The 18,170-nt window shown below is 67.9% G+C and carries 14 protein-coding genes; 6 read left to right on the forward strand and 8 right to left on the reverse strand.

What is annotated here, in order from left to right:
* Positions 1–64 precede the first annotated feature (64 nt).
* The 4 genes from CW348_RS12470 (at position 65) to pgl (ending at position 5,207) form a co-directional block, all read left to right on the forward strand.
* On the forward strand, positions 65–1,699 hold the full coding sequence (locus tag CW348_RS12470; RefSeq protein WP_011292427.1) for a glucose-6-phosphate isomerase: 1,635 nt from the start codon (positions 65–67) through the stop codon (positions 1,697–1,699).
* Between the two features lie 116 nt (positions 1,700–1,815).
* Positions 1,816–3,345 carry a glucose-6-phosphate dehydrogenase gene (zwf, locus tag CW348_RS12475; protein WP_038043913.1) on the forward strand — a complete coding sequence of 510 codons (1,530 nt, stop codon included), beginning with the start codon at positions 1,816–1,818 and terminating at the stop codon, positions 3,343–3,345.
* 153 nt (positions 3,346–3,498) lie between these two features.
* Positions 3,499–4,425 (forward strand): glucose-6-phosphate dehydrogenase assembly protein OpcA, encoded by a 927-nt coding sequence (locus tag CW348_RS12480; RefSeq protein WP_011292429.1) that lies wholly within the window; start codon positions 3,499–3,501, stop codon positions 4,423–4,425.
* Positions 4,422–5,207: a 6-phosphogluconolactonase gene (gene pgl / locus CW348_RS12485; RefSeq protein WP_011292430.1), complete on the forward strand. Its 786-nt coding sequence runs from the start codon at positions 4,422–4,424 to the stop codon at positions 5,205–5,207. Before CW348_RS12480 ends, pgl begins: the two co-directional genes overlap by 4 nt.
* Positions 5,208–5,833: 626 nt before the next feature.
* Here pgl and CW348_RS12490 read toward each other — a convergent pair.
* Positions 5,834–8,107, reverse strand: coding sequence for a cellulose binding domain-containing protein (locus tag CW348_RS12490; protein ID WP_104612960.1), 2,274 nt, complete (start codon positions 8,105–8,107; stop codon positions 5,834–5,836).
* Between the two features lie 275 nt (positions 8,108–8,382).
* Here CW348_RS12490 and CW348_RS12495 point away from each other — a divergent pair, with 275 nt between their 5' ends.
* Together CW348_RS12495 and CW348_RS12500 are read left to right on the forward strand one after the other, a co-directional pair.
* The gene (locus CW348_RS12495) at positions 8,383–8,637 is read left to right on the forward strand and encodes a hypothetical protein (RefSeq protein ID WP_011292433.1); all 255 of its coding nucleotides are present in this window, start codon (positions 8,383–8,385) and stop codon (positions 8,635–8,637) included.
* 183 nt (positions 8,638–8,820) lie between these two features.
* A complete protein-coding gene (locus CW348_RS12500; RefSeq protein ID WP_011292434.1) occupies positions 8,821–10,323 on the forward strand; it encodes an amino acid permease in 1,503 nt (500 codons plus the stop codon).
* A 155-nt stretch (positions 10,324–10,478) separates the two neighbouring features.
* Here the strand turns inward: CW348_RS12500 and CW348_RS12505 are convergent, their stop codons facing one another.
* From CW348_RS12505 to whiA, 7 genes are all read right to left on the reverse strand, one after another.
* Positions 10,479–11,702 carry an allantoate amidohydrolase gene (locus tag CW348_RS12505; protein ID WP_016188933.1) on the reverse strand — a complete coding sequence of 408 codons (1,224 nt, stop codon included), beginning with the start codon at positions 11,700–11,702 and terminating at the stop codon, positions 10,479–10,481.
* A gap of 874 nt (positions 11,703–12,576) precedes the next feature.
* A complete protein-coding gene (locus CW348_RS12510) occupies positions 12,577–12,948 on the reverse strand; it encodes an RNA polymerase-binding protein RbpA (protein WP_011292436.1) in 372 nt (123 codons plus the stop codon).
* A gap of 111 nt (positions 12,949–13,059) precedes the next feature.
* On the reverse strand, positions 13,060–13,296 hold the full coding sequence (gene secG / locus CW348_RS12515) for a preprotein translocase subunit SecG (RefSeq protein ID WP_038043916.1): 237 nt from the start codon (positions 13,294–13,296) through the stop codon (positions 13,060–13,062).
* A 230-nt stretch (positions 13,297–13,526) separates the two neighbouring features.
* Entirely contained in the window at positions 13,527–14,312 is a 786-nt protein-coding gene (gene tpiA, locus CW348_RS12520) for a triose-phosphate isomerase (RefSeq protein ID WP_011292438.1), read from the reverse strand.
* 6 nt (positions 14,313–14,318) lie between these two features.
* The gene (locus CW348_RS12525) at positions 14,319–15,506 is read right to left on the reverse strand and encodes a phosphoglycerate kinase (protein ID WP_287463818.1); all 1,188 of its coding nucleotides are present in this window, start codon (positions 15,504–15,506) and stop codon (positions 14,319–14,321) included.
* A 111-nt stretch (positions 15,507–15,617) separates the two neighbouring features.
* Positions 15,618–16,625, reverse strand: a complete 1,008-nt coding sequence (gap, locus tag CW348_RS12530; protein WP_011292440.1) for a type I glyceraldehyde-3-phosphate dehydrogenase — start codon at positions 16,623–16,625, stop codon at positions 15,618–15,620.
* A 409-nt stretch (positions 16,626–17,034) separates the two neighbouring features.
* Positions 17,035–18,015, reverse strand: a complete 981-nt coding sequence (whiA, locus tag CW348_RS12535) for a DNA-binding protein WhiA (RefSeq protein WP_011292441.1) — start codon at positions 18,013–18,015, stop codon at positions 17,035–17,037.
* Between the last annotated feature and the right edge of the window lie 155 nt (positions 18,016–18,170).

Here is an 18,170-nt window from a genome sequence, read left to right on the forward strand (position 1 = left end):
TTCGGTACTGCGGGACGCGACAATTGCAGTGACCGTGTGTGAAGACAAGGAAGGACCAATCGCCTTGAGTAGCGATCAGGTACAGGCCGGGGGCCTCACCGTCACCCTGCGCGGCCCGGTCCGGGACGCAGCGGAGAACGCGTTGCAGCAGCTACGGGCCAGCAGGGTGGCGTCCCGCCTCGCCGCTAAGGACGCCACCCTGTGGGGGCCTGCGGCCGAGCCCGAGGCGTCGATCCGGCTGGGCTGGGTGGACCTGCCGCAGGAGTCGCGGGCCCTGCTGCCGCAGATCAGCGAAATCGCGCAGGCCAAGCGGGAAGCCGGCCTCGACCGCGTGGTGCTGGCCGGGATGGGCGGCTCCTCCCTGGCCCCCGAAGTGATCGCCGCGAGCCGCGACGCCCGCCTGATCACCTTGGACACCACCGACCCGCACCAGGTGCGCCGTGTCGTCACCACCGACCTCGACCGCACGGTCGTCGTGGTCGCTTCCAAGAGCGGGAGCACGGTGGAGACCGACAGCCACCGCCGTGCCTTCGAGCAGGCGTTCGCGGACGCGGGCATTGACCCGGCGGAGCGGATCGTCGTCGTCACCGACCCGGGCTCTCCCCTGGCCGAACTGGCCGGGGAACGCGGCTATCCGACCGTGCTGGCCAACCCGCACGTCGGCGGCCGCTACAGCGCGCTCAGCGCGTTCGGCCTGGTGCCGAGCGCACTCGTCGGCGTGGACATCGAAGCGCTGCTGGATGAGGCAGCGGCCCTTGCCGCCACGCTGGCGGACGACACCAACCCGGCGCTGCTGCTCGGTGCGGCCCTCGGCGGGTTCTCCGGCCGCGACAAAGTGGTGCTGGCCGGAGCCACCCCGGTGGGCTTGGGCGACTGGATCGAACAGCTCGTGGCCGAATCCACCGGCAAGGACGGCACCGGGCTGCTGCCGGTGGTGGTGGAGAGCGCTTCCGCCCCCGGTTTCACCCCCGGGCCCGACACTCATCTCGTGGTCTACGGCGAAACCGAGCCGGAGGTCCCCGAGACCGCCGACACCGTGGTGACCGGCCCGCTCGGCGCCCAGTTCCTCGCCTGGGAGTACGCCACCGCGGTGGCCGGCCACCTGCTCGGTATCAACCCGTTCGACCAGCCGAACGTGCAAGAGTCCAAGGACAACACCAAGGCGCTGCTGGAGCTGTCGAACAACGGCACCTTGCCCACCGGCACCCCGCTTCTCACGGACGGCGCGGTCGAGGTGTACGCCTCCGACGGCACCGGGGTGGGGGACGCCAAGAACCTCGCTTCGGTGCTTCGGGCCCTCATCGAGCAGATCCCGGACGACGGCTACCTCGCGGTGATGGCCTACCTTGACCGGGACGCGGAAGGCGACGGACAGGCTGCCGCTCTCCGTTCGGAGCTGGCCGCGCTCACCGCGCGCCCGGTCACCTTCGGCTGGGGGCCGCGCTTCCTGCACTCCACGGGGCAGTACCACAAGGGCGGCCCGGCCAACGGAGTATTCCTGCAGATCACCGGGGACATTACCGAGGACCTCCCCATCGCCGGGAAGCCGTACACCTTCTCCCGGCTGCAGCTCGCCCAGGCGCTGGGCGACTTCAACGCCCTGGCGGAGCGGTCCCGGCCCACGGTGCGGCTGCACTGGCGGGACCGGTCCGCGGGTCTGGCAGAACTGATCCGGGCCTTGGGTGAGATTCGTCCCTAATTCTGGGAAGAAGGTCGGTGGTGCCGGGTCCGGGTTCTCCCGTGCCCGGCACGCTCAGCCGGACCAGCCACGACCGCGATTCACCCAGGGAGGACGCCGACGTGAAAGAACCGGTGATGCCGGGAGCGGTCCCCAACCCGCTGCGCAGTGTGCTGGACCGGCGGTTACCGCGGATTGCCGGCCCGTGTGTGCTCGTCCTCTTCGGGGTCACGGGCGACCTGTCCCGCAAGAAGCTGCTTCCCGCTATTTACGACCTGGCGAACCGAGGGCTGCTACCGCCCGGTTTCGGACTCGTGGGATTCGCCCGCCGGGACTGGGCCGACCAGGACTTCACCCAGGTCGCCTATGACGCGGTCCGTACGCATGCGCGCACCCCGTTCCGGGAAGACGTGTGGCGCCAGTTGAGCGAGGGGGTGCGGTTCGTCCCCGGCGAGGCGCATGACGACGCCGCGTTTGATGCGCTGGTGCGCACCGTGCGGGAACTGGACGAGAGCCGGGGCACCGGCGGCAATTACGCGTTCTACCTTTCGCTACCCCCGAAACTGTTCCCCACGGTGCTCACCCAGTTGAAGCGGAGCGGCCTGGCGGAGAGCTCGGGGGACTCGTGGCGGCGGGTGGTGATCGAGAAGCCGTTCGGCCACGACCTGGCCAGCGCCCAGGAGCTCAACGCCCTCGTCGACGACGTGTTCCCACCGCACTCCGTGTTCCGTATCGACCACTACTTGGGGAAGGAAACCGTCCAGAACCTGCTGGCGCTGCGTTTCTCCAACACCCTGTTCGAGCCGATCTGGAACCGCTCGTATATCGACCACGTCCAGATCACCATGGCCGAGGACATCGGGGTGGGGGGACGCGCCGGGTACTACGACGGTATCGGGGCGGCGCGCGACGTCATCCAGAACCACCTGCTGCAGCTCCTCGCCCTGGTCGCGATGGAGGAACCGCTGTCCTTCACCGCGGACGCGATCCGCGCGGAGAAGGTCAAAGCGTTGTCCGCGGTCCAACTCCCCGACGATCTTGCGACCGGGACCGCGCGCGGCCAGTACACCGCGGGCTGGCAGGGCGGCGCCTGGGTTCCCGGCTACTTGGAGGAAGAAGGCATCCCCCCGAACTCCACCACGGAGACGTACGCGGCCATGCGGCTGGGGGTGAACACGCGGCGCTGGGCGGGCGTCCCGTTCTACCTGCGCACGGGGAAACGCCTGGGGCGGCGGGTCACCGAGGTCGCACTGGTGTTCCACCGCACCGCCAACCAGGTGTTCGACCATGTTGCCACCGCCAACCAGGGCGCCAACTCCTTGGTGATCCGGATCCAGCCGGATGAGGGGGTGACGTTGCGGTTCGGCTCCAAAGTCCCCGGGACCGCCATGGAGGTGCGCGATGTCAGCATGGACTTCAGCTACGGCGCGTCCTTCACCGAAACCAGTCCGGAAGCCTACGAGCGGCTGATCCTCGACGTGCTCATCGGCGATCCTCCGCTCTTCCCCCACCAGGAAGAAGTAGAGCTGTCGTGGCGGATCCTCGACCCGGTCGAGGAGTTCTGGGCCAAGAACGGCCGCCCCGAACCCTACCCGGCGGGTAGCTGGGGCCCGCCCAGCGGCCACGAGCTGCTGGCCCGCGACAACCGTACGTGGCGCAGACCATGACCGGCTCCGGCCCCCTCTGCCCGCCTCGGCCCGCCGGGAGCCGGAGGCCTGCGCTTTCCCGCACCCGTGCACCAGCCGTTTTCGGGGCCTGCGCTACGGCCCGGCCCCGCGCCTGTGCCGCGCATAGGGCGATCAGTTCTGGGGAGGACCGTTGTGACCCTGTATCTTCCGCGAACAACCACCGCGCAGATCACCGAAGCGTTGGCTACTGAACGGCGCAGTGTCGGCGGCGGTGCGATGAACCTTGTCCTCACCCTGGTCATCGTCACCGATGAAGCCGGCCACTACGACGCGGTGCAGGCGGCCACCGAAGCCGGCCGGGAGCATCCCAGCCGCGTGATCGCGTTGATCCTGCGCGACCCTGGCCTGGAACCGGCGCTCGACGCAGAGATCCGCCGTCCCGGCACTTTCGGTCCGGGGGAGACCGTGCTGCTGCGGCTGTACGGTCCGCTCGCCGACCATGCCGACTCGGTGGTCACCCCGCTGCTGGTTCCGGATACCCCCGTGGTGGCGTGGTGGCCGGAGGGCGGTCCGGTCCATCCAGCAGCCGACCCGGTGGGACAGCTGGCTGCCCGACGCATCACCGACTCCCATCGTGCCGCCGATCCTCTCGCGGACCTGGTGACGCGGATCAGCCATTACCATCCAGGGGACACTGACCTGGCGTGGACGCGGACCACGCCGTGGCGGGCCTTGCTCGCGTCCACGATGGACCAGTCGTGCGGGTGGGTCACCCGGGCAGAGGTCGTCGCAGAAGACCACCTGCCCAGCGCCGACCTGCTGGCCGCGTGGTTGTCGCAGCGTTTGGAGGTTCCGGTGGAGCGCCGGGTGTCCAGCGGCCCCGGGATCACCGAGACGGTGCTGGTCACCGAGGACGGGCCGATCACCATCAGCCGCAAAGACGGGCGGGTGGCGACCCTGCAGCGGCCGAACCGTCCTCTGCAGACCGTGGCCCTGTCACGGCGTCACCTTTCCGAGTATCTCGCCGAAGAGCTGCGTCACTTGGACGCCGACGAGATGTATGCGGCCACGGCGAAGTTCCTGGCGGAACGGTTAGCAAGAGCGGAGGTATCGGCGTGAGCCGAATCGTCAATCCCCCTACCGTGGTGGTGCAGTCCGATGCCGAGCTGCTGGCCAAGGCGACAGCGGCGCGGCTGGTGACCCGCCTGGTGGATGCCCAAGCAATGCGCGGCACCGCCTCCTTGGTGCTGACCGGCGGCGGGATCGGTATCGCGGTGCTCGAACAGTTGGCGCTGGCCCCGGCCCGCGACGCCATCGACTGGTCCCGCGTGGACATCTGGTGGGGGGACGAGCGGTTCCTTCCGTCCGGCGACCCGGACCGCAACGAGACCCAGGCACGCCGTGCCTTGCTGGACCATGTTCCTGTTCCGGCGGAGCGGGTGCATCCGATGGGCGCCTCCGACAGGGTCGACGACTCCCCGGAAGCGGCGGCACGCCGCTACGCTGACGAGCTGCGGGAGGCGGCCGAGTACGGCGACGCGGTGCCCGCGTTCGATGTCTGCCTGCTGGGTGTGGGTGAGGACGCCCATGTGGCCTCGCTGTTTCCCGGGCGGCCTGCCATGTATGAGACGGAGCGGACCGTAGTGTCGGTCCACGGTTCTCCTAAACCGCCGCCGGTGCGGATCTCGTTGACGCTGCCGGCGATCCGCGCAGCCCGGGAAGTGTGGCTGATCGCTTCCGGGGAGGCCAAGGCCAACGCGATCCGGCTGGCGTTGGATAAAGCCGGGCCGATCCAGGTGCCTGCGGCGGGCGCGCGGGGGCGTTCCCGCACGCTGTTCCTTCTCGACCGCGCCGCAGCCAGTGCCCTGCCACCCGGCTTCTACGTCCCCGGCGTGGTGTAGGGCGCAGGGTGCCGTTTGAGCGGAAAGGGGCGGGCAGCAGGACGCTGTCCGCCCCTTGTCTCCTCCCATCCCGGCGGTAGTCGAAGACGCCATCGGTTGTTCCGGGCGCCCACGTCTGCGGGGATTCCTCACATCAGCAAGGGTGGTCCGTACCGGGGAGAGGTCGCCGCGCCGCAGGTCTGTGAGGGCTGTAGGTGCGACGGTTCCGCAACACCGCTGGCAAAGAGAAACACACACCGTAACTGAATCGGGGGTTTCCTCCACCGAACGAAACAGAGAGTAACATGCCGGACACAGGTCTGGAAAGAGATCTGTCGCTATTTTCTGATTTATCGCGGGCACTGGCGCCGCGGTCCTCGTCCTTTTCCCGCTGTGGAGCTTGTGGTGTCCGCTCCGCCCCTGCGGAGGCAGGGGCGCGGGGGCGGCCTCTCCTCGCCTTTCCGGTGCCGCTAGCGGGGATCACTGCACGTCACGAGAGGTTGTGCCTGTGCGGTGCCACGGTCCGTGCCCCCCGCTGCGCCGCGGGGCGGAACCACCGCCTGGGCGGTGCTGCGGGAACGCAGCGCGGTGGGGCGCCACCACGGCAGCGCCCCACCGGTCGTGCAGAGGTCAGGAATCTCTCGGGATCAGGGGTAGTAGATGTCCGGCCACGGCGGCGCCATGCCGTCTCCGATGGGGAAGGACGGGTGCGGCGGCTGGTTGTATGCGGTGTTCTGCCAGGCGATCGCTACCCGGTACTGGGTGTCATGCATCAGGGTGGGGATCCGCAGTTCCGTGGGGTGCGGGCTGGCGTAGATCCGCAGCGCCGAGTTGTCGCTGGTCCGCCAGATCACCTCTTCGCGCCAGTCGCCGAGGATGTCGCCGGACAGGGACGGGGTGGCTTTGGTGCCGTTGTTGGAGGCCACACCGCTGCCCGTGAGCAGGCGCGTGTCGCCGTTCGGACCGTACTTGTCGATCCGGGTCTGGTCCAGCAGTTCCCGGCTGGGGTCTCCGTCCCACCAGACGAGGAAGTTGATCGAGCTGGGTTTGCGGCCGATGGCGGTTCCGGAGGTGTTGAGTAGGCCGTCCACCCGTGAGGACCAGAATTCGGCGCCGGGGCTGCCTGCCCAGATATCTCCGGCGACGCCGCGCCCGTTGTCGTCGCCGGAGGCGGTGCGCCACAGGGTGCTTCCTGTGCGCGCGTCGGCGAGCCAAGCGTTGGGCTGCGAGGAGCTTTCGGAAACCCCGTACACCTCGAGTCCGGGCCGGGCGGGGACGAAGTCGCCGACGTGCAGGGCGTCGCCGTGGCCGTATCCGGTGGTCCACATGCCGCGCCCGTCATCGTCGACGGCCATGGCGCCGAACATGATCTCGTCACGGCCGTCGCCGTCGGCGTCCGCGATGGACAGGGAGTGGAACCCTTGGCCTTCGTAGCCGCGTCCGGTGTTGGTGGAGCTGTTGGTGTCGAAGGTCCACCGGCGGGTGAGTCGTCCGTCGCGGAAGTCCCACGCTGTGATGACGGTTCGGGTGTAGTAGCCGCGGGAGAAGATCATGCTGGGCCGTTTCCCGTCCAGGTAGGCGGTGCCGGCGAGGAAGCGGTCCACCCGGTTGCCGTAGGAGTCGCCCCACGAGGACACGTTGCCGCGGGGCGGCACGTAGTCCACTGTGTCCAGGGCCCGGCCGGTGCGCCCGTCGAAGACGGTGAGGTATTCCGGTCCGGACAGGACGTATCCGGAGGAGTTGCGGTAGTCGGCGTTGGCGGAGCCGATCACCGCCCCGGTGCCGTCGCGGGTCCCGTCAGCGGTTTTCATGGCGACTTCGGCGCGCCCGTCGCCGTCGTAGTCATAGACCTGGAACTGGGTGTAGTGGGCCCCGGCGCGGATGTTGATGCCCAGGTTGATCCGCCACAGGAGGGTGCCGTCGAGTTCGTAGGCGTCGATGAGGACCGGCCCGGTGTAGCCGGACTGGGAGTTGTCCTTGGCGTTGGTGGGCTCCCACTTCAGGACGATCTCGTAGCGGCCGTCGCCGTCGAGGTCGCCGACGCTGGCGTCGTTGGCCTCATAGGTGTAGGAGGAGCCGTGGACGGTGCCGCCCGCGGGACGCTGCAACGGCACGTCCAGGTAGCCGTTGGTGAAGTTGAGGGAGGCTGCGGAGGGGCCCAGTTCCACGCCGTCGACGACCGGCCGCACTGTGTAGGAGGCGTCGGCTGGGGCGCCGGCGTCAAGGTAGGAGGTGGCGGAGGTGAGGGGGGTGGAGTTGACGCGGGTGGATCCGCGGTAGACGTTGAACGCGATGTCGCGGGGGTCCGAGCCGAGCAGCCGCCAGCTCACCAGGTTCCCGTTGCCGCTGCGCACGCTGATCAGTCCGCGGTCGAGCCGTTCCGCTTGGCGGGCTCCGGTGGGTTCGGGGAGGGCGGGTTCTTCGGGTTCGCCTGGTTCTTCAGGCCCGCCGGGCTCCTCGGGGCCGCCGGGTTCTTCTGGCCCGCCCGGCGTGGGCTGGCCAGTGCATACGGTGCCGTTGAAGGTGAAGGACTCGGGGATGCCGACCGTGCCGTTGTGGGTGGCGTTGAAGCCGAAACTGACGGTGCCGCCCGTGGGGACGCTGGCGTTCCAGGGAGTGTTGGCGGCGGTGACCTCGGCGCCGTTGGTCTGGAACTCAGCGTTCCACTCGTGGGTGATCCGCTCCCCGGAAGGGAAGCGCCAACTGAGGGTCCAGCCGTTGACGGGGTCGCCCAGGTTGGTGACGGTGACGGTTCCAGTGAAACCGTCGTTCCACTGGTTGACGCTGTAGTCGACGCTGCATCCGGCGGCGGCGTGGGCTGGGCTGGGGAGAGCCGCAGCACCGGTGGCACCGAGCACGAATGCGGCAAGGGCCGCGCCGAAGCGCACCGGTCGGCGCCGCGTGGGGGGATACTCTCGCACGAGTGCTCCAGCCGGTTCAGGGACAGGAAAAACCCGTATTTGGGATCACTCCCAAAGAAATATACACAGAGAGTAACACTTCCAACACTCTCAGGAAAAGGCTTTCCCGGCACCCCACCCGACATTCCGCTAAAAACGACACATCTAGCGCCACACTCCGCTAGGCTCTTGGGGGCCGCATACCGCGGGCCTGCGCGAAGGCCCAGCCCTCCATTCGAACGCGTGTATGATCACGGTGCCAGTACCCGTACCGCCTACCGAAGGGGAGCCGCATCGTGGTCACCGAGGTCTTCACTCGCAAGTACTGCGACCCGCATGCCGTGAACGGCGAGAAGGTCGAGGCCACTGAAGCGATCCAGTTCGCCTGGGACGGTGTCATCCGCGAAGTCGACGCCTGCGTGGAGTGCAAGCAGGAATACGACGCCCGGTTCGAACCGCTGCTCGACTACTCCCGTCCGGTGAAGCGGCGCCGTACGAAGAAGACCACGGCCGAGAACACCCCCGCAGAGAGCACTCCCGCCGAGAACTAGGCGGCTGCGCAGCGCTCTGTTTCTCCAGCGCGCCCCTCGGCCCCATGTCCCGGCCGGCGCCGCAGAGCGGCGCCGGCCGCTCGTGTCTTCCCACCCTCCCCTCCTATTACTGAGAGTATTTTTCTCGTTACTCTTCGAACGGTGATGTGTGCTGCACGGCACGCGGGCGGGACTGGAGATCAGGTGAGTATCTGGCGCACGAAGAGCATCGAACAGTCCATCCGGGACACCGACGAACCCGGGTATCGGCTCCGCCGGGACCTCAACGGCTTCGACCTGATCGTCTTCGGCATCGGAGTCATCATCGGAACCGGCATCTTCGTCGTCACGGGACGGCAGGCCGCCGAGAACGCCGGCCCCGCCATCGTCCTGTCCTTCCTCGCTGCCGGAGCTGTATGCGCACTGGCTGCCATGTGCTACGCCGAATTCGCCTCCACCGTGCCGGTCGCCGGGAGCGCGTACACGTTCGGCTACGCCACGCTAGGGGAATTCGTCGCCTGGATCATCGGCTGGGACCTCATCTTGGAGTTCACCCTGGCGGCCTCTGTGGTCTCCGTGGGCTGGTCGGAATATGCCGGAGACCTCCTCGCCCTGCCGACCACGGTCACCCTCGCCGGTCTCCCGGTGAACCTCGGCGCCGTGGCCATCGCCGTCCTCCTGGGCCTTGTCGGCATGCTGGGAGCCAAACTGTCGGGCCGGGTCACCGCGGTCGTGGTGGCGATCAAAGTCGGCATCGTGCTCTTCATCATCGCCGTGGGCGCAGCCTACGTCGACCCCGCCAACTGGACGCCGTTCATCCCACCCGCGCAGCCCGCGGCCGCGGACACCACCGGGGTGAGCGATGCCACGCTCACCCACGTCCTCTTCGGCTTGGAACCCACCTCCTTCGGCCCGTGGGGAGTGGTCGCCGCCGCATCAGTGGTGTTCTTCTCCTTCATCGGCTTCGACATCGTCGCCACCACCGCTGAAGAAACCCGCAACCCGCGGCGGGACATCCCTGTCGGCATCTTCGGCTCCCTGCTCATCGTCACCCTGCTGTACATGGCGGTGGCCGCAGTCGTCACAGGGATGCGCCCGTACACGGAACTCAACGTGACCGCACCCCTCTCCGACGCCTTCCGCTCTGTCGGCGCCGACTGGGCGGCGACCCTGATCTCGCTGGGCGGGGTCATCGGCATCACCACCGTCATCCTGGTGCTGATGATGGGTCAGGCCCGGGTCGCGTTCGCCATGTCCCGCGACGGGCTGCTGCCCCGAGCGCTCTCCCGTATCCACCCGCGGTTCGGCACCCCGTATGTGACCACCCTGCTGACCACCGCGGCCGTGGCACTGCTCGGCGGCCTCGTTCCCATCAGCACGCTTGAAGAGATGGTCAATATCGGCACGCTGTTCGCGTTCGTCGTAGTGTCTGTGGGCGTGGTCGTCCTGCGTTCTCTCCGCCCCGACCTGCCGCGGGCATTCCGCGTGCCCTGGTCTCCGGTACTGCCGCTGCTGGCCGCGCTCTCCTGCCTCTGGCTGATGCTCAACCTGACCGCGCTCACCTGGATCCGGTTCGCGGTATGGCTCGTGATCGGGGTCGCCATCTACTTCCTCTACGGAATCCACCACAGCAGGCTCGCCGCGCCTCCCGCGCAGCCCAGCGGTGAAGAAGGAGAAGGGGTGGGCGAGGGGTTTCTCGGCGCATAACGGGCTGTGCCGCACTACTCGAACCGCCCGGACTGCCTCCGGCGCCTGGCGGCTGCCCCGGAACACCGTCCAGGAGCGCCCTTCATCCCGCCGCGTGCTCGCCAACGGCAGCAGCCCGGCTGTCCCCGCGGGCTTTCCGATACAGTGCTGTGCGCTCAGTGGCGTTTCGCCTCGGTGAGATCGGCGAGCACCTCGGTGAGGGCGGCGACTCCCGCATGGCAGTCCGCGGGATCAACGCGCTCCTCGGGAGCATGCGAAATACCCGTGGGGTTGCGGACGAAGAGCATGCTCGCGGGCACCGCTGACGCAAGGATCGCCGCATCGTGTCCCGCACCGGTGGACAGCAGCGGAGCAGGTGTCTCCCCGCCGACCAGGGCAGCCAACCGGTGGCACAGTTCCCGGGGAAAATCCACCCGGGGGAAGAACGACTCCTGAAAACTGCTGAGGCTGACCCCGTGCTCGGCCGCGGCCACCCGGGCCGCCATATCGATGTCGTGCACCATGGCACGCAGCGTGGCTTCCTGGGGGGCGCGCGCATCCAACCAGGCGCGTACCCGGGACGGAATGGAATTGCTGGTGTTGGGGGTGAGCCACACTCGTCCCACCGTAGCCACCGCATCGTGTTCGAGTGCGGCCCGGCGGACTGCGCTCACCGTCTCCGCGAACGGCAGCATGGGGTCGTTGCGATCGGCGATCCGCGTGGTTCCGGCATGGTCGGCCTGCCCGGAGAAGTCCAGTCGCCACCGGCCGTGCGGCCAGACCGTGGCGCCCACCCCGACCGGAACCCCGTGGTGGGCGAGGAAACGGCCCTGCTCAATGTGGAGTTCCACGAAGACGCCGATGCGCGCCAACCGCTCGGGGTCGGCGCCCATCCGCTCCGGATCCAAACCGGCCTCGGTCATCGCCCGGGCCCAGGTGACCCCGTCGGCGTCGGTGAGACCACGGACCCGTTCCGCGGTGATGGCCCCGGTGAGCAGCCGGGATCCGAGCCGCGGCACGCCGAACCGGGCGCCCTCTTCCTCCACGAACACCACGACTGCCAGCGGACGCTGCGGACGCAGACCGCGCTGTTTGAGTTCATCAACGGCAGCCAGCGCGCTGACGACTCCGAGCGGACCGTCGTACCCGCCGCCGTTGGGAACCGAGTCCAGGTGCGACCCGGTGACGACAGCGTCGGGACCGGCCTCTGGCCACCAGGCCCACAGGTTGCCGTTGCCGTCGGCCTCCACTGTCATCCCGCGGGCTTGAGCCTCACTGGTGAACCAGGCCCGCAGCTCGGCGTCGACGGGTGTCCACGAGAGGCGCCGGTAGCCTCCGGTAGTGCGGTCGCGTCCCAGTGGGGCGAGACCAGCCCACAACCGGTCGAAAGTGTCGCTCACGGGTCGCTCCTCATCGTCGCTGGGTCCTGACTGTCGGGGCGCAGTAGCGCATGCCTTTGATGCCAGTGTCCCGAACCGTTCCGTCCGTTACGGCGGGTGCCCCCGTGTCGACTGTGCCAAGACAGCGTCGTGGCCCTTCGTGCGGACACTCCACTCCCGGGAACCACCCCTTGTGGGGGTGCTGCCCGGTTGCCCGCTCTTCTTCGCGGCAAAGCCGGCGAAGAACGTGACGGGCGCCCTCCAGGACGGATCGGGGGCGCCCGTCGTTCCGTGCGTGGGACGGACACGCACGGGTGTGGGGAAGGTCTTCGTCACGGTCGTGGTGGACCACTGCCAGGGTCCATTCAACACGTCCGCTAACGCCCGTATCTACCCGACTGCTCATGCGTTTGCACGATCATGAGCATTGTCGCAGTTGTCTGTCTTGTGCGCGACTTTGCGAGGTGAGACCGGGAATGAGGCAGTGCCCGGCGCATCACCCGCCGGGCATACCAGCCGATGCTGCGCGGCAGACGCGGGTCGCTCGCAGACGGTACGAAGCGCACGCCGCAGACCGCGGCACTCCCCCTCCACAGGAGTCCCGGCGGGCAGCCGTCCTCACCCAGCAAGAAAAAAGAGCCGCCCCGGCGCATCGCACGCGGGACGGCACCGCTCCGCTGTCCGGCCTATCGCGGGCAGCGGAGCGCACAGCGCCGGGATTCCCGCCACGGCAGCCGCAGACAGCGCAAGACCCGATCCGGGCCCAGACACGCCAGTGCCCCCGCCGGACATCCGACGGGGGCATCTGAGACCTGGTCGCACGTCCCAGAAGAATCGGCGAGCGCAAGGACAGACCCGGATACTGACCGCGTGGTCCGTCCGCCCACGCTCAGTCTCAGTCAGTGAACGACTTCAAAGCAGACGACATCGCAGCGCGCTCCGCACGGAGCTTAGCGATCGCCTCTTGCAGGATGGCCTCGCCGTCGGCTTCGCTACGCCGCTCTTTCACGTAGGCCAGATGCGTCTTGTAGGGTTCGGTCTTCGGAGGGGCCGGAGGGTTCTCGGGGTCCTTACCGGCGGGGAAACCACAACGGGGGCAGTCCCACTCATCAGGGATCTGAGCATCGTGCGCGAAGCTCGGAACCACTTGGTGCTTGTTGGCGCAGTAGAACGCGACACGAATCCGCGGGGCCGCCTCACCACGCTCGGCCTCACCCATCGGGCCGGCACCAACGCGGCTGCCACGGATGGCACTGCCACTACCCACGAAAAACTCCTTCAGCGTGATGTGCCCGGCAAGCCCGCCGCACGCGCCGCAGAACGCACACAGCACCGAGCGCGTGCCAGGCCCTGCGGGCGTAGGATCGCGATGCTGTGACTAGCCCTGTCGGAGAATGAGCAGGCCGAGCGCGACGATACCGACGATCCAGACAAGCCCGGTGGCGATCGTCAACCGGTCAAGGTTGCGCTGCACCACCGATGAGCCCCCCAAGGAAGAGGTGACGCCGCCACCGAACAGGTCGGAGAGGCCGCCGCCTTTACCCTTGTGGAGCAGCACCAGCATGATCATCAGTACGCTGACGACCATCAAGGCAATAGAGAGACCGACGATAATCACACGCTCACCCGCAACTCGACCCCAACGAGGGGGAATCCGAACGACCAGAACCTCCGTCCGGTCCCGCAGTGTGTGAGGGAAAGCGGAACCCCGGACAGGGTATCGGGAACATTACCTGATTTTACCCCTGACACTGTAGGCCCCAGTGCCATTCAGTGTGAACAACTCCGCTGACGGCGCCGTCGGCGAGCCGCACCGCGCGCGGACGACCCGCCGACGGCACAGGCTCAGCCCTGGACCGCGGCGCGGATCAGCTTGACGAACTCGTCAGCGTCCAGGCTCGCACCGCCGACCAGCGCGCCGTCAACGTCTGCTTGCGCCATGATCGCTGCGACGTTGCCGCTCTTCACCGACCCGCCGTAGAGGATGCGGGTCTGCTGTGCGGCCTCAGGGGAGTACAGTTCACCAATCCGCTTGCGCAGCGCCGCGCACACCTCCTGGGCGTCCTCGGGCGTGGCGACTTCGCCGGTACCGATCGCCCACACCGGCTCGTAGGCCACGACCAGGGTGCGGACTTGCTCCTCGGTCACGCCCTTGAGCGCGCCTTCCAACTGGGCGAGGGTGTGCTCGACGTGGCGTCCCGCCTTGCGGACCTCCAACCCTTCACCCAGGCACAGGATGGGCGTGATGCCGCTGGCGAAGGCCGCTTTGACTTTCGCGTTGACGACCGCGTCGTCCTCGTGGTGGTATTCGCGCCGCTCCGAGTGCCCGGCCAGCGCGTACGTGCAGTTGAGTTTGGCCAGCATCGGGCCGGACACTTCACCGGTGTAGGCGCCCTTCTCGTGCTGGGAGATGTCCTGGGCACCGTAGGTGATCCGCAGTTTGTCCCCTTCCACCAGGGTCTGCACGCTGCGGATCGCGGTGAACGGCGGCAGAACCGCGATGTCTGCGGCGTCGTAGTCGGCGTCGTTGAGGGCGAAGGCCATCTTCTGCACCAGCGCGATGGCCTCGAGGTGGTTGTTGTTCAGCTTCCAGTTACCCGCAATCAGCGGCTTGCGCTTGGCGGTTGCCATGTCGTCCTATTCCTCCAATGCCGCGATGCCGGGCAGGGTCTTTCCTTCGAGGTACTCCAGGCTGGCACCGCCACCGGTGGAGATGTGGCTGAACGCCTTCTCGTCGAAGCCGAGTGCCCGGACGGCTGCGGCCGAGTCGCCCCCGCCGACCACGGTGAACGCCGAGGAGTCGGCTAGGGCCTGCGCCACGGAGCGGGTGCCCTTCGCGTACGGCTCCATTTCGAACACGCCCATCGGGCCGTTCCAGAACACGGTCGCGGCGTCCGCCAGTTTCGACGCGAAGAGCTCAGCCGAGGCCGGTCCGATGTCCAGCCCCATCCGGTCCGCGGGGATCTCCCGGACGTCGACCACGTCGTGGGCGGCGTCCGCAGCGAACTTCTCTGCGGCCACCACGTCCACCGGGAGCACGAGTTCCACACCGCGCTCCTCAGCCCGGCGCAGGTACCCCTTGACGGTGTCGATCTGGTCCCGCTCCAGCAGGCTGGCGCCCACCTCGTAGCCCTGCGCGGCGAGGAAGGTGTAGGCCATGCCGCCGCCGATGAGGATGCGGTCGGCGGTGTTGAGCAGGTTGTCGATGACGCCGAGTTTGTCGGAGACCTTGGAGCCGCCCAGTACGACCACGTAGGGGCGCTGCGGGGACTCGGTCAGCTTGCGCAGCACGCTGACTTCGGCCAGCACCAGTCCGCCGGCGGCGTGCGGCAGACGCTTCGGCAGGTCGTAGACGCTGGCGTGCTTGCGGTGCACGGCGCCGAAACCGTCGCCGACGTACAGCTCAGCCAGTGCGGCGAGCCGATCGGCGAACTCACCGCGTTCGGCGTCGTCCTTGCTGGTCTCGCCCGGCTCAAAACGCAGGTTCTCCACGAGGGCGACCTCGCCGTCGGCCAGCTCGCGGCTGATGGCCTGGGCGGATTCGCCTGCGGTGTCGGAGGCGAAGCGCACCTCGGTGCCCAGCAGCTCGCCCAGGCGGGCGGCGACCGGCGTCAGCGAGTAGGCAGGGTCGACCTTGCCTTTGGGGCGGCCCAAGTGGGCGCCGATGATCACGCGCGCGTTCCGCTCGCGCAGTGCAGTGATGGTGGGCAGGCTGGCCCGGATACGACCGTCGTCGGTGATGCGGTCACCGTCGAGCGGCACGTTGAGATCGGCTCGGACGAAGACGCGCTTGCCCGCGACGTCGAGATCCTCGATCGTCCGCATATCGTGACTTCTCTTTCTGGCAGAAGGTGGGCTCCATGGGGCGGCGACGCCCCCGTCCGGCCGTGCGTGGGCCGGTGGCGAGGGCGTCGCCGATGCCGTACGCGGCGCGGGTCAGAGGTTGGAGCCGACCAGCTTGACCAGGTCGACCAGGCGGTTGGAGTAGCCCCACTCGTTGTCGTACCAGCCGACGACCTTGACCTGGGTGCCGAAGGCCATGGTGAGGCTGGCGTCGAAGGTGCAGGACGCCGGGGTGCCGACGATGTCGGAGGAGACGATCGGGTCCTCGGTGTAGACCAGGATGTCCTTGAGCGCGCCCTCGGCCGCAGCCTTGAAGGCGGCGTTGACCTCTTCCTTGGTGACTTCGCGCTCCAGCGTGACCACCAGGTCGGTCACCGAGCCGTCCGGCACCGGCACCCGCATCGCCAGGCCGTCGAGCTTGCCCTTCAGCTCGGGCAGCACCAGAGCGGTGGCCTTGGCGGCACCGGTGGTGGTCGGGATGATGTTCTGCGCGGCGGCCCGGGCACGGCGCAGGTCCTTGTGCGGGTAGTCCAGGATGACCTGGTCGTTGGTGTAGGCGTGCACCGTGGTCATCAGACCCTTGACGATGCCGAAGTTCTCCATCAGGGTCTTCGCCATCGGCGCCACGCAGTTGGTGGTGCAGGAGGCGTTGGACAGGATGTGGTGGTTGGCCGGGTCGTACTTGTCGTCGTTGACGCCCATGACGACCGTCAGGTCCTCGCCCTTGGCGGGGGCGGAGATGATGACCTTCTTGGCGCCGGCGTCGAGGTGCTTCTTCGCGTCCTCAGCCTTGGTGAAGAAGCCAGTGGACTCCACGACGATGTCCACCCCGAGGTCGCCCCACGGGAGCTGAGCCGGGTCGCGCTGGGCGAGCGCCTTCATGGTGGTGCCGCCGACCGTGATGCTGTCCTCGCCGACCTCGACCTCGCCCGGCAGGGTGCCCAGCACCGTGTCGTACTTGAGCAGGTGCGCCAGGGTGGCCTTGTCGGTGAGGTCGTTGACCGCCACGATTTCGACATCGCTGCCGCCGGCGGCCTGAACCGCCCGCCAGAAGTTACGGCCGATTCGTCCGAATCCGTTTACACCTACACGGATGGTCACGGAACCATTCTCCTCACGTGTCGTCTGCGTCGTCGACGCTTGTTTCCGACGCGTACGCGTCGGACCGTGGAAAACAGTGTGCGTTTCGTCGGGGCGAGCCTATCGTCCGCGTTCCGAGCCGCCGGAGCCGGATCTGCTACGGCGCGGGCTGTCCCGTCGGGGCCAATACTGGCACCCTCACACCTCAAAGGTATAGACCATTAGACCGTATTCTTCCCCACCCACCACCATCGTTTCCGCAGCTCGTGAAAGTGTGGGCATTTCCAGAAAAAGGTTCACACTTTATTACGGGCGCATTAACGAGGGATGTTGACCGGCCATTGGGCTACTTTCCCCTTCTACCACCCCACGCCCTATCCGAGAGTGACCAAATGACTACTCTCGGATATATATTGTGATCATCCTCACACTATGGAACGAGCATGTCGGGTGTCAGGCTCGCCTCGGTGTTGGGGATCCCCAAATCAGCCGCACGCTTGTCCGCCATCGCCAGCAACCGCCGGATCCGGCCCGCAATAGCGTCCTTGGTCAACGGCGGGTCAGCAAGCTGGCCCAGCTCCTCCAGCGACGCCTGCTTGTGCTTCAAGCGCAGCTTGCCCGCGGCCACCAAGTGGGGAGGGGCATCGTCAGCGAGAATCTCCAACGCGCGCTGTACCCGGGCCCCCGCCGCCACCGCGGCCCGCGCGCTCCGCCGCAGGTTCGCATCGTCAAAGTTCGCCAGCCGGTTAGCGGTCGCCCGCACCTCGCGGCGCATCCGCCGCTCCTCCCACGCCAGCACGCTCTGATGGGCGCCGAGCCGCGTCAGCATCGCACTGATCGAATCCCCGTCGCGCACCACCACCCGGTCCACGCCGCGCACCTCACGGGCCTTGGCGTGCACCTTCAGCCGGCGCGCCGCCCCCACCAGAGCCAGCGCCGCCTCCGGCCCCGGGCAGGTGACCTCCAACGACATAGACCGTCCCGGCTCAGTCAACGACCCGTGAGCGATGAACGCGCCACGCCACGCCGACTCTGCATCGCACACCCCACCCGCCACCACATGGCGAGGCAGGCCGCGCACCGGGCGGCCATTGCTGTCGATCAGCCCTGTCTGCCGGGCGAGGCTCTCCCCCTCCTTGATGACCCGCACCACATAGCGGTTCCCCTTGCGCAGCCCGCTCGGAGACAGCACCAGCACCTCGGACTCGTGTCCGAACACCTCAGCGATGTCCTTGCGCAGCCGACGCGCAGCCACCCCGGTATCAAGTTCGGATTCGATCACAATACGTCCGCCGACCAGATGCAGTCCGCCGGTGAAACGCAGAATCGTCGAGACTTCCGCTTTGCGGCAGCATGGCTTGAGAACGGTCAGTCGGCTCAACTCGTCCTTCACCACGCCGGTCATCGCCATAGATGCGGCCCCTTCCCCCTGTAGAACGCACATGCGCGCGCCGCGGCCAAGCAGCGCCCTTTCGGGCAGACTACTTGGCCACGCCGCCAACTCCATGTCCTCCGTGCGTGTGTCTGGCCCCTTGACCGTTCCGACACTCCGCACTTTCCCGAGTT

Source organism: Thermobifida sp. (genome assembly GCF_017577275.1).
Lineage (GTDB): Bacteria > Actinomycetota > Actinomycetes > Streptosporangiales > Streptosporangiaceae > Thermobifida > Thermobifida fusca.

Excerpts from the sequence above, each read along its gene's own strand:
- zwf (WP_038043913.1), top strand. The coding sequence starts at position 1,816 with ATGCCGGGAGCGGTCCCCAACCCGCTGCGCAGTGTGCTGGACCGGCGG.
- CW348_RS12525 (WP_287463818.1), bottom strand. The coding sequence starts at position 15,506 with ATGCGGACGATCGAGGATCTCGACGTCGCGGGCAAGCGCGTCTTCGTC.
- tpiA (WP_011292438.1), bottom strand. The coding sequence starts at position 14,312 with ATGGCAACCGCCAAGCGCAAGCCGCTGATTGCGGGTAACTGGAAGCTG.
- whiA (WP_011292441.1), bottom strand. The coding sequence starts at position 18,015 with ATGGCGATGACCGGCGTGGTGAAGGACGAGTTGAGCCGACTGACCGTT.